At 57.1% G+C, this 12,135-nt stretch carries 12 protein-coding genes; 8 read left to right on the top strand and 4 right to left on the bottom strand.

The genetic code is table 11. The features are described 5' to 3' along the window. Window positions 1–642: 642 nt before the first annotated feature. Both AC6I8I_RS11570 and AC6I8I_RS11565 read right to left on the bottom strand, forming a co-directional pair. On the bottom strand, window positions 643–2,097 hold the full coding sequence (locus AC6I8I_RS11570; protein ID WP_312056549.1) for an AMP nucleosidase: 1,455 nt from the start codon (window positions 2,095–2,097) through the stop codon (window positions 643–645). Between the two features lie 132 nt (window positions 2,098–2,229). Continuing rightward, complete coding sequence (locus tag AC6I8I_RS11565; RefSeq protein WP_312056547.1) at window positions 2,230–2,409, bottom strand: hypothetical protein; 180 nt, start codon at window positions 2,407–2,409, stop codon at window positions 2,230–2,232. Between the two features lie 29 nt (window positions 2,410–2,438). Between AC6I8I_RS11565 and AC6I8I_RS11560 the strand changes: the two genes are divergently transcribed. From AC6I8I_RS11560 to AC6I8I_RS11525, 8 genes are all read left to right on the top strand, one after another. Continuing rightward, entirely contained in the window at window positions 2,439–3,554 is a 1,116-nt protein-coding gene (locus AC6I8I_RS11560) for a branched-chain amino acid ABC transporter substrate-binding protein (protein WP_497827863.1), read from the top strand. A 135-nt stretch (window positions 3,555–3,689) separates the two neighbouring features. Continuing rightward, window positions 3,690–4,604, top strand: coding sequence for an ABC transporter permease subunit (locus tag AC6I8I_RS11555; RefSeq protein ID WP_312056543.1), 915 nt, complete (start codon window positions 3,690–3,692; stop codon window positions 4,602–4,604). Window positions 4,605–4,614: 10 nt separating this feature from the next. Beyond that, window positions 4,615–5,898: a high-affinity branched-chain amino acid ABC transporter permease LivM gene (gene livM, locus AC6I8I_RS11550; protein ID WP_497827862.1), complete on the top strand. Its 1,284-nt coding sequence runs from the start codon at window positions 4,615–4,617 to the stop codon at window positions 5,896–5,898. After that, window positions 5,891–6,757 carry an ABC transporter ATP-binding protein gene (locus AC6I8I_RS11545; RefSeq protein ID WP_312056539.1) on the top strand — a complete coding sequence of 289 codons (867 nt, stop codon included), beginning with the start codon at window positions 5,891–5,893 and terminating at the stop codon, window positions 6,755–6,757. Before livM ends, AC6I8I_RS11545 begins: the two co-directional genes overlap by 8 nt. Window positions 6,758–6,760: 3 nt before the next feature. Further along, on the top strand, window positions 6,761–7,510 hold the full coding sequence (locus tag AC6I8I_RS11540; RefSeq protein ID WP_497827861.1) for an ABC transporter ATP-binding protein: 750 nt from the start codon (window positions 6,761–6,763) through the stop codon (window positions 7,508–7,510). A 118-nt stretch (window positions 7,511–7,628) separates the two neighbouring features. After that, entirely contained in the window at window positions 7,629–9,038 is a 1,410-nt protein-coding gene (locus tag AC6I8I_RS11535) for an EmmdR/YeeO family multidrug/toxin efflux MATE transporter (RefSeq protein ID WP_312056535.1), read from the top strand. A 199-nt stretch (window positions 9,039–9,237) separates the two neighbouring features. Continuing rightward, a complete protein-coding gene (locus AC6I8I_RS11530) occupies window positions 9,238–10,350 on the top strand; it encodes a lactonase family protein (protein WP_312056534.1) in 1,113 nt (370 codons plus the stop codon). Window positions 10,351–10,487: 137 nt separating this feature from the next. Continuing rightward, window positions 10,488–10,643 carry a hypothetical protein gene (locus AC6I8I_RS11525; protein ID WP_162836813.1) on the top strand — a complete coding sequence of 52 codons (156 nt, stop codon included), beginning with the start codon at window positions 10,488–10,490 and terminating at the stop codon, window positions 10,641–10,643. A 301-nt stretch (window positions 10,644–10,944) separates the two neighbouring features. On the opposite strand, the gene AC6I8I_RS11520 is transcribed toward AC6I8I_RS11525, so the two are convergent. Next, entirely contained in the window at window positions 10,945–11,325 is a 381-nt protein-coding gene (locus AC6I8I_RS11520; protein WP_497827860.1) for a YidB family protein, read from the bottom strand. 26 nt (window positions 11,326–11,351) lie between these two features. Continuing rightward, complete coding sequence (locus tag AC6I8I_RS11515) at window positions 11,352–11,612, bottom strand: GlsB/YeaQ/YmgE family stress response membrane protein (RefSeq protein WP_312056531.1); 261 nt, start codon at window positions 11,610–11,612, stop codon at window positions 11,352–11,354. Window positions 11,613–12,135 lie beyond the last annotated feature (523 nt).

Below are 12,135 nucleotides of genomic sequence, written 5' to 3'. Positions count from 1 at the left end.
TTTCTGGCGGCTAACGTCCCTGAACGTAACAGCAACGCTGAAAGTAATATTGCTCACGCCCCACAGCAACGCAGCACCAAACAAAGAAAAAAAGAAATCACAGCGAGGGTTTTGTAAGGCCATCTGAAGCGCTGAGCGGATGAGGGATTTCAGGACGAGCGACAGGGATGTCGCGAAGAGGCGGGATCGCGCCAGGGATGGCGCGTCCCGGTGTTCCGTAAGAAATCCGGAAGAGGCGAAGGGACCGCGAAGCGGCGGTGAAGCAGGCCGGAGCCCGGGGTCAAGGGGGCGCGGCGACTGGCGGCCCCTTGTCGGTCGCCGGCAGCGGCGAAACTGAAACTGCCGCTGCCGGCCAGCGAACGAAACCTGCTCATAGCCAATTCGCGCAGCGAACCCCAGCCCGCTGCCAGCCAGCGAACGAAACCTGCTCATAGCCAATTCGCGCAGCGAACCGCAGCCCGCTACCGGCAGGCGAACGAAACCTGCTCATAGCCCGTTCGCGCAGCGAACCAACCCGCTGCCGGCCAGCGAACGAAACCTGCTTATAGCCCGTTCGCGCAGCGAACCTAAAAACGCCGCACGCTGGCTCTCAAGCGAAAGCCCGTTCGCGCCGCGAACCCTCCCGCCGACAGGCGTCGAATCTTACCGGAAAGGCGGCTCATTAAACGTCCGCAACTTACGCGAATGCAGCTTATCGCCTTCGGCACGCAGCAACTCAACCGCATGAATGCCGATCTGCAGATGCTCCGAGATGGCCCCTTCATAAAAACGGTTCGCCTGGCCCGGCAGCTTAATTTCACCGTGCAGCGGCTTATCCGAGACGCAGAGCAGAGTGCCGTAAGGAACGCGGAAGCGATAACCCTGCGCCGCGATGGTGGCGCTCTCCATATCGACCGCCACCGCGCGGCTCAGGTTGAAACGCAGTGCCGAGGCTGAATAGCGCAACTCCCAGTTTCGGTCATCGGTGGTGACGACGGTGCCGGTACGCAGGCGCTGTTTCACCTCTTCGCCCGGCATGCCGCTCACCGTCTTGGTGGCGTCATACAAGGCACGCTGCACTTCCGCAATGCTCGGCACCGGGATGTCCGGCGGCAGCACGCTGTCGAGAACGTGATCGTCGCGCAGATACGCGTGCGCCAGCACGTAGTCGCCAATCCGCTGACTTTCGCGCAGGCCGCCACAGTGACCAATCATCAGCCAGGCGTGTGGGCGCATTACCGCCAGATGATCGCAGATGGTTTTAGCATTCGACGGGCCGACGCCAATATTGATCAGCGTAATACCGCGGCGGTTGGGCGAGGTGAGATGCCAGGCGGGCATCTGATGTTTTTTCCAGGCGAGGTCGGAAAGCATCGATTCGCTGTTGGCGGTATCGGCCGTCAGCACCACGTCTCCGGCACAGGCCAGGCTGTCATACGGCGTGTTGGGATCGCGGACCTGCTCAATCGCCCAGCGCACGAACTCGTCAACATAACGGGTGTAGTTGGTGAACAGCACAAACGGCTGGAAATGATCGACGGCGGTGCCGGTGTAGTGGCGCAGACGGGCCAGTGAGAAGTCGGTTCTCAGCGCGTCGAAGTGCGACAGTGGAAAGCGGGCGTCGGCATGGAACAGGCCATCGGCGGTCTCATCGCCAATCTGCGACAGTTCGGTGGTCGGAAAGTGGCGGGCAATCCCGGCGCTCATGGTGCGATCCAGCGACAGGTCGGAACCGTCAATCACGTAAGGATAAGGGATCTCCTGAGTGGAAGGCCCGACATCAATCTCCAGCCGATACTCTTTCTCCAGCATCGCCAGCTGTTCAGCAATATAGTGCCGCAGCAGCGCAGGGCGGGTGATGGTGGTGCTGTAGCTGCCGGTGTGGGTAAAACGTCCCCATGCGCGGGTGCGGTTCTGCTGCGGTCCTTCGCCGTGCCAGGTAATGCGCAACTCGGGGTAAACGAATAACCCCTGGGCGCGTTCTGCCGCATCCGGCAACGTGCCATCCTCGGTGAAGGCTTTGATTGCCGTGCGCAGCGCATCGACCGCGCCCTCATACAAGCGCTCAAGTTCATCCAGCGCTTGCTGGCTGGTCAGGTTTTTCCGTTGTGTCGGCATGGTTTCTCCTTCCATTTGTTACCGTGTTTTGCCCAAGCTTAGCGGGTTTGTTGCAGAGATTGGTGAAGAATCTGTGATCGACCGCATTTTGCACCAACCTGGTGCTGGTGTGTTGGCCGCGCCGCTCTATTGTTAGTGATCGGTGACCCGACATTCAGGTGCCAGGTCGCCTTCATCCGCCGTGCGGATTATTTTCACCGCCGCAGCTTTTATGGCGAGATTATTGCTTAGATCTTCCGTGGTGCGGCTGGCCGCATCCGGTAATACCGCTTTCCACACTCTGTTCAGAAACTGATTTCTCCTGATTTGCATTGGCTCTTAACCCTGTTGAGGATGACCGCATGTCTGTGAAAGTGATCAAGTTCCCTATCAAGTTCGTCATGGCCGGATGTTTAATGACCGCGTTATCGGCGCACGCCGATATTAAAATTGGCGTCGCCGGACCTTTCTCCGGTCCGAACGCCACCTATGGTGCACAGTACTGGAAAGGTGCCTCGCAGGCTGCGGCCGATATCAACGCGGCGGGCGGCATTAACGGCGAGAAAATCGTGCTGGTTCAGGGCGATGATGCCTGTGAACCGAAGCAGGCGGTGTCCGTCGCCAACCGTCTGGTGGATCAGGACAAAGTGAATGCGGTAGTCGGCCACTTCTGTTCTTCTTCCACCATGCCTGCCTCCGAGGTGTATGACGAAGCGGGCGTGCTGGCGATTACGCCCGGCTCCACCAATCCGAAAATCACCGAACGGGGCATGAAAACCATGTTCCGCATGTGTGGACGTGACGACCAGCAGGGTGCAATCGCGGCGAATTTCATCCTCGACAAACTGAAGGCGAAGAAAGTCGTGGTGATCCACGATAAAGATACCTACGGCCAGGGGCTGGCGGATGCCACTAAAGCCGCACTGGAGAAACGCGGCGTCAAAGAGGCGATGTATGAAGGTTTATCGCGCGGCGAGAAAGATTTTAACGCGCTGGTGACCAAAATCGGCCAGTTAAAACCTGACGTGGTCTACTTTGGCGGTTGTCACCCGGAAGCGGGGCCGCTGGTGCGTCAGATGCGTGAGCAGGGAGTGAAAGCCGACTTCTTCTCCGGTGACTGTATCGTAACCGAAGAGATGGTGACCGCCGCCGGTGGGCCGCAATACACCAAAGGGGTCTATATGACCTTTGGCAACGATCCACGCCAGATTGCCGATGGCAAAGCGGTGATTGAAAAATTCCGTGCCGGCGGTTTCGAACCTGAAGGCTATACCCTTTATGCCTATGCCTCGATTCAGGCGATTGCTGCGGCCTACAAAGGCGCCGGCAAGGATAACGAAAAAGCCAGCGAATGGCTCAAAGCCAATAGCGTTGATACCGTGATGGGCAAAAAGTCCTGGGATAGCAAAGGGGATTTAAAAGTCTCTGACTACGTGGTGTATCAGTGGGATGACAAAGGAAAATATCATCAGCTCTGAGTAAACCGCCAGGCTGTAATCCCCGCGATTACAGCCTGAAACAGTCGGGCGACAGCCGGAGGGCGCGGCAACGCGTCACTCAGGCATACCTTTTCCGGAGCCGGTGCGACGGGCTCCCGCAGTGAGACTTTTGCTATGGATGCCTTCTTTTTACAGCAAATGGTGAATGGCCTGACGCTGGGCGCAGTTTATGGCCTGATTGCCATTGGCTATACCATGGTTTACGGCATTATCGGCATGATCAACTTCGCCCACGGCGAGGTCTACATGCTGTCCGCTTATCTGTGCGCCATCGGTCTGGCGCTGCTCTCGGCATTCGGTATTCACTCGTTTCCGCTGCTGATCTTCGGGACGCTGCTGTTCACCATCGTCATCACCGCCGTCTATGGCTGGACCATCGAACGCATCGCCTATCGTCCGCTGCGCAACTCCACCCGGCTGGCCCCGTTGATCTCCGCCATCGGCATGTCGCTGATCCTGCAAAACTATGTGCAGCTCAGCCAGGGACCTAATCAGCAGGGCGTACCCACGCTGTTGAGCGGCGTATTGCGGCTGGAGCTGGCGAGCGGCGTGGTGCAGATCACCTGGACCAAGATATTTATTCTGCTGGCGGCGGCCTGCGGCATGGCGCTGCTGACCTGGATCATCCAGTACACCCGGCTGGGACGCATTTGCCGGGCGGTGCAGCAGGATCGGCGGATGGCGGCGATCCTCGGGATTAATACCGATCGGGTGATTTCCCTGGTGTTTATGATTGGCGCGTCGATGGCCGGTCTGGCCGGGGTGCTGGTGACGATGAACTACGGCACCTTCGATTTTTACGCCGGCTTCATTATTGGCATCAAAGCGTTCACCGCGGCGGTACTCGGCGGTATCGGTTCGCTGCCGGGCGCGATGCTGGGCGGCCTGCTGCTCGGCGTGGCGGAGGCACAGTTCGCCGGGCTGGTGAATTCTGATTACAAAGATGTGTTCTCCTTTGCGTTACTGGTGGTGATCTTAATCTTCCGCCCGCAGGGATTACTGGGTCGCCCGCTGGTGGCAAAAGTGTGAGGACGCTGAGATGAATCAAACCAATCAGGGAGTGAATCTGGGCCAAACGCTGCGGGAAACGGTGCTGGCCGGGTTAATCGCACTGGTGGTATTTGGCCCAATTGTCGGCATCGTGCTGGAGGGCTACCAGTTCCGGCCTGAGCCGCTGCGGGTGGCGGTGCTGGTCGCTATCGTGATGGCGGGACGCCTGCTGTTCAGCCTGTTTCTGCAAACCCGCAGCGGTAAGGCGCTACTGCGTAAATTTGACGGCGAGGGCGGCGGGGTATACGTGCGTGAACCCGGTTACCGTTCGCGGCTGCGCTGGATCATCCCGCTGCTGCTGATCGCCGCTTGTCTGTTCCCGCTGTTTTCAACCAAATACCTGCTGACAGTGGCCATTCTCGGGCTGATTTATGTGCTGCTCGGCCTCGGACTGAACATTGTGGTGGGACTGGCCGGATTGCTGGACCTCGGTTACGTGGCGTTCTATGCCATCGGGGCTTATGGGCTGGCGTTGGGTTATCAATATCTGGGGCTGGGATTCTGGAGCATGCTGCCGATTGCGGCGCTGATGGCGGCCGGCGCCGGGGCGCTGCTGGGATTTCCGGTATTGCGAATGCACGGCGACTATCTGGCGATTGTGACGCTCGGCTTTGGTGAAATTATCCGGCTGGTGCTGAATAACTGGCTGTCGTTTACCGGTGGACCGAATGGCGTCTCGGTGCCGGCACCAACCTTTCTCGGGCTGGAGTTTGGCCGCCGTGCGCGCGAAGGCGGCGTGCCGTTCCATGAGTTTTTCCACCTCAGCTATAACCCCAACATGAAGTTTATCTTTATCTTCACGGTGCTGATGTTGGTGGTGCTGCTGGTGCTGTTTATCAAGCATCGCCTGACGCGCATGCCGGTCGGACGCGCCTGGGAAGCGTTACGTGAAGATGAAATCGCCTGTCGGGCGATGGGGCTGAATCACGTGCTGGTCAAGCTGTCGGCCTTTATGCTGGGGGCGTCGACGGCCGGTATCGCCGGCGTCTTCTTCGCCAGCTATCAAGGATTTGTTAATCCCACCTCGTTCACCTTTTTTGAGTCGGCGCTGATCCTGGCGATTGTGGTGCTGGGCGGCATGGGATCAACGCTGGGCGTGGTTCTGGCAGCCTTTGTGCTGACCGTGGCACCGGAACTGCTGCGCAGTTTTGCCGAATATCGCGTGCTGCTGTTTGGCATGCTGATGGTGCTGATGATGATTTGGCGACCGCGTGGACTGGTGCGCACCAGCCGGGTCGGTGTCCCGCTGCGCCAGGGAGCCCGCCATGAGTGATGCCATCTTGCAGGTCGAAAAGCTGATGATGCGCTTCGGCGGTATTCGGGCGCTAAACGAGGTCAGCCTCAAGGTTGAACGCGGATCGGTCACCGCCTTAATCGGCCCGAACGGTGCCGGTAAAACCACCGTGTTTAACTGTCTGACCGGCTTTTATCGCGCCAGCGGCGGGCGCATACAGCTCAACGCCAACCAGCGCTCGACCGATGTGATTCAGGTGCTGGGCGAAAAAATCCACGCCGCTGACTGGCTTCATCCGGCTCAGCTCGGGTCCCGTCTCTGGTACAAAATGTTTGGCGGCGCGCATCTGGTTAACCGCGCCGGGCTGGCGCGCACCTTCCAGAATATCCGGCTGTTTCGTGAGATGTCGGTGATTGAGAACCTGCTGGTGGCGCAGCACATGCTGGTGAACCGTAACCTGCTGGCGGGGGTGTTCAATACCCGCAGCTACCGGGCGGCGGAAAACCGCGCGCTCGATCGCGCTTTCTACTGGCTGGAAACGGTGGATCTGGCGAGCAGCGCTAACCGGCTGGCCGGGACGCTCTCTTACGGTCAGCAGCGGCGACTGGAAATTGCGCGAGCCATGTGTACCCAGCCGGAACTGATCTGTCTGGATGAGCCCGCCGCCGGGCTGAACCCGGTGGAAACCGAGGCGCTGAGCGCCATTCTGCATCGTCTGCGCGCCGATCACCGCATCAGCGTACTGCTGATTGAGCACGATATGCCGATGGTGATGAGTATCTCCGATCAGATTGTGGTGCTGGACCACGGCGAAGTTATTGCCGAGGGCACGCCGCAGCAAATTCGCCACGACCCGCGGGTGATTGCTGCGTATCTCGGCAGTGACGAAGAGGAGTAAACCATGGCTGAACCGCTGTTGCAGTTTGACGCAGTCGATCTATTTTATGGCCCGTTACAGGCGCTGAAAAGCGTCTCGCTGACGGTCAGTGCCGGTGAGACGGTGGCGCTAATTGGTGCCAACGGTGCCGGTAAATCGAGCCTGCTGATGTCGATTTTTGGTCAGCCACGCATTGCCAGCGGGGAGATCTATTTTCGCGGGCAGCCGATCAGCCAGAAGTCGACCCATTTCATTGCCGCCAGCGGCATCGCTCAGGCACCGGAGGGACGCCGTATCTTCGCCGACATGACGGTGGAAGAGAATTTGCAGATGGGCACCATCGCCATTGGCAATCGTTATCAGCAAGAGGATCTGGCGCGAATGTACAGCCTGTTTCCCCGCCTGCTGGAGCGGCGTCGGCAGCGTGCGATGACGCTCTCCGGCGGTGAGCAGCAGATGCTGGCGATTGCCCGGGCGCTGATGAGCCGGCCAGCACTGCTGTTGCTGGATGAACCCAGCCTCGGTCTCGCCCCGCTGGTGGTTAAGCAAATCTTCACTATTCTGCGCGAGCTGACGACCCAGGGGATGACGCTGTTTCTGGTGGAGCAGAATGCGCGGCATGCGCTGAAGCTGGCCGACCGCGGTTATGTGATGGTGAATGGCGAAATTCGCTTAAGCGGCAGCGGGGCAGAAATGCTGAACAATGAAGAGGTTCGTAGTGCGTATCTGGGCGGCGCAGCAGCCCCTGCCGTCGGCGGAATAAAAAGTTTGTAACGATGATTAATTTGGGCAGGAAAGACTTTGCATATTTCTCTGCCCACTATCATCATTAGATCTCCTGTCCCGACCCTTCTGATTTGGTAATCCTTTGCAAAATCCTGGCGTAGCAGTGATGCAGGCGATCAAGCGCACGGCGTGGTATCCGAAACGTCGCGCTTACCGCACGCTCTACTGGCGTGAGATATCGCCATTAGCCGTGCCTATCTTTTTCGAGAACGCCTGTGTGTTACTGATGGGCGTGTTGAGCACCTTCCTGGTCAGCTGGCTGGGAAAAGAGGCGATGGCGGGCGTAGGCCTGGCAGACAGCTTCAATATGGTGATCATCTCCTTCTTTGCCGCCATCGACCTCGGCACCACGGTGGTGGTGGCGTTCAGCCTGGCAAAACGCAACGGCAAACGCGCCCGCGCCGCCACGCGACAGTCGCTGGGGATGATGACGGTGCTGTCGTTTGTGCTGGTGATCGCCATTGAGTTCTGGGGCCATCTGATCATTGATGCGATAGCCGGGGCCGCCGATCCCAAAGTGAAAGAGCTGGCGCTGAGCTATCTGCAAACCTCGGCGTGGAGCTATCCGGCGGCGGCCATTACCCTGATCGGCAGCGGCGCGCTGCGGGGCGCGGGCAATACCAAAATTCCGATGCTGATTAACGGCGGGATGAACATCCTCAACATCATCATCAGTAGCGTATTGATTTACGGCTGCTTCTCCTGGGATGGTTTAGGCTTTATCGGGGCCGGACTGGGGCTGACCATCACCCGCTATATCGGGGCGATCGCGGTGATTTACGTGCTGATGATTGGCTTTAACGCCTCGCTGAAGATCACCCTGTCGAGCTATTTCCGGCGCTGGAACAGCAGCATTTTGCTGGAGGTACTCAGTATCGGCGTGCCTGCCAGCATCGAGTCGGTGCTGTTCAACGGCGGGAAATTACTGACCCAGGTGTTCGTCGCCGGGATGGGAACCAGTGAGATCGCCGGTAACTTCATCGCCTTTTCCATCGCCTCACTGATTAACCTGCCGGGCAACGCGCTCGGTTCGGCGTCGACCATCATTACCGGCACCCGACTGGGTAAGAATCAGGTGTTTCAGGCGGAGCGGCAGGTGCGGCACGTGTTCTGGCTGGCGACGATTTGTCTGACCGCGATGGCGTTGCTGACGGTGCCGCTGGCCGGTTTGCTGGCGCGCTTTTACACCAGCGATCCGGAGGTGATTAACGTGACGAAACAGCTGATCTGGCTTAACGCGCTGTTTATGCCGCTGTGGGCCGCCTCGTGGGTGCTGCCTGCCGGTCTGAAGGGCGCGCGCGATGCACGCTACACCATGTACGTTTCGATGTTCAGCATGTGGGGCGCGCGCGTGGTGGCCGGTTATCTGCTCGGCATTGAGCTGGGAATGGGCGTCATCGGCGTCTGGCTGGGGATGTTCCTCGACTGGACGGTGCGCGGCGTCTTTTTCTGGTGGCGACTCAACAGCGGTAAATGGCTGAATAACTACCGCCGGATGATCGCCAAATCCGGTTAGCAGCGAATAACGCCTTCCCTCAGCCGGGGGAAGGTGTCACGGCGAGTTGCGCCACCGTCAAAAATCCTATCCTCGTCACATCTCCAGGCTTCAGGGGCAATCTTCAGTCAATTGCACAAAGCCAGCCGGCATTTCTGCCGTTAGCGTTACTCTCCTGCCGACTGAAGCAGATAATAATAACGATGCTGAAGGTGACCCTATGATCCGTCTCAAACCGACGCTGGCCTTGCTGCCGCTGCTGTGCAGTAGTCCGCTGTGGGCGACAAGCTATGTTTATGTCTCTAACGCCGACTCCGGCACCGTTTCCCGCTATCACCTCAACGACACCACCGGCAGCCTGCAGTGGCGCGGCGATACGCCAGCCGGTAAAAAGATTATGCCGCTGGCCGCCAGCCCGGATGGCAAGCGGCTGTACGGCGCGCTGCGCAGCCCGCCTTATTCGATCATCAGCTGGCGGGTTACGGCACGGCAGGGCGACCTGCAGCGGCTGGCGGTCACCCCGGTAGAAGCCAGCTTTCCGTGGATCACCACCGACAAAAGCGGCCGCTATCTGCTCGCCGCTTCGTATGACAGCGATATCGTTACCAGCAACCGAATCGATGCGCAGGGCGTGGTGACACCGCAGGTGACCGGCCGGATTAAGACCGGGCCGCATGCCCATTCGGTGATCACCGATGTCAGCAACCAGTCGCTTTACGTTGGCAACCTCGGCGCCGATCGGGTGCTGCAATATCGCTTCGCCGACAACGGCGCTATCACCCCAATCGGCACCGGCTATGTGCAGGGCGAGAAAAACAGCGGCGCGCGCCACTCGGTGATCTCGCCGGATAATCGCTTCCTGTATAACCTGGCGGAGATGAGCGGCACCATTACCCAGTTCCGGCGCGCGGCCGATGGATCTCTGAGCGAGCTGAAGCGCTGGCCGAATGCGGTGGCCGGCAAATATGGCCTGCAGCATGGCGAGCAGCGTCCGGCCGGCTACAGCGATCCGACGCCGCGCATCTGGGCAGCGGACATTAAAATCACGCCCGACGGCCGGTTTCTGTATGTCACCGAGCGGACCTCCAGTACGGTGAGCGGCTATCGGGTCGATCCGTCGTCCGGGGCGCTGACGCTGATCGGCAGCTGGCGGGTTGAAAAGCAGCCGCGCAGTATTGCGATTGATGCCAGCGGAAAATGGCTGATTGCCAGCGGCGAGAAGAGCGCGGTGATCGGCAGTTATGCCATCGATGCGGCCAGTGGTGAACTTAAGCGGGTGGCGGAAGCGCCCGTCGGCAAGGGTGCTAACTGGGTCACCTTGATTGCCGGCTAAGGCGGCGTGGCGATGCTGAAACCATGGCCGGGCGGATCGCATAGATAATTTCTGGCATAGCAGCGCAGAAATTTTTGGTTCAGTTTACGCGCCAGAGCGGGTTTACTCGTCTCATCAACCCCGACGGAGCGCGTAACATGAAACAGAAACTGAAAGCCTGGTTTGAACAACTGCTGAGTGGATCTGCGCCGGTTGCGGCGGAACGCGATATCAATATTGAATTGCTGTTTCCTCTCAGCCAGCTTTACGGCATGGAGTATTATCCGGCGCTGCATCGCTACCATGAAAAATAGCAGCTGTTGTGCTTTAACCGGCGGCTGTATTTTAACTGATGAAAGGCGATTGCCGCGCTGTTCAGCGCTAAAGAACGACAGACGCTATTGCTACCCAGCCATTTTAATTATAGGGAGCAGCGGGAAATCCCGGGTAACAACAGAATGCTTCAGCACGCGGCTACGGTGAAGTGAGAAGTTATACTGTCGCTCAATGATCGATAACCGGGAGAATACCCTGCTGCGACAACAGTCGTTGCTTTATTAAAAGATAAAAGCCTTGCGGAAAGTTATCAGGCTTTTATCTTTTTACTGCGGCGATTTAGCGCGTTAACTGGTTCAGTATTGATGTGAGATCGGCTTTTGTATCCACCGAGCCAGCAGAAGAGGCTTTATCTACCAGTTGCGGTAAATATTTTACCAGCAGATTCATCGCGTCCTGAGTATTGAGACCCATGCGGTTAGCCAGTTGTTGAATCGCCTCTGAACTCATCATTTTTTCAACCATATCTATATTGAGAGCAATATTTGCTTCGTCACTCAGCCATGAGTTAACTACCTGACCGAACTCACCGCTCCTGAGACGGTTAACCAACGCGAGTAGGCCTCCTTGCTGCTCAATCCAGGCCAGAATACCCTGGATTTCCTGGCCGACATTGTCATTAAAGCCAAACATTCCCAACAATTTTTTTAGCAAACTCATAAAACTACCCTTTTAATGTCATTATTTCAGAACTGCTTACAGGCTCTGATTTTGTAGAAAGCGAACAACACAGCAACTGCACCTGCAGTAGCAATGGCAACGCTGTAAATATTGAAGCCAGTGACTTTTCCAAAGCCTAAAGCTGTGCTGATGGCACCCCCCACCAGAGCGCCAGCGACGCCAGTGATGATGGTCATAAACATCCCCATATTTTGTTTGCCAGGCATAATTCCTCTGGCAATAACGCCCGCCAGCAAACCAAATAACACCCATGACAATATGCCCATCTATAACAGTCCTCTTGCTGGTTTTATAACGAAAGCCAATAAAAATTTCTTAATTTATGCAATAAAATCAGGCGTATCGTACGCTGAATAATATCGCTCTGGCAATTAGCTGAAGTTAAAAACACACTGACTAAAGCGTATCAATGATGAGCATTTTGGAAAGCATAAAAATATTAATAAAGAAATGTTAAAGGAAATAAAGAATAATGTTGCACATTAATGTTTTTCAGCGGCGGGTGGTTAATTTGCCTGGGCGGAAAAGAGAGGAAAATTATTCGTTTTTTTAACCAGCGATTTGATAATCACAGGCGCAAGTACCGGCGGATAAATCAGTTTAATAAAACAGGAAGCCTGTCGTTTTAATATAAAATCTGTGGCAGTGCGTGATGTTTTTTGAAGTCTGACGAGCAGTTGACGGGTTGTCGCTATTTACCCGGCTGGTTTTACAGGGCTATTTCTATCAGCTGTCGCGGCGCACAAGCTGATGAACAGGGTAAGAGCCAGGGAGTCAGGACAAGTAAAA

The sequence above is a fragment of the Pantoea sp. X-Soil-YNGN-775 genome (assembly GCF_059730575.1).
This window is presented reverse-complemented; position numbering and strand designations above follow the sequence as displayed.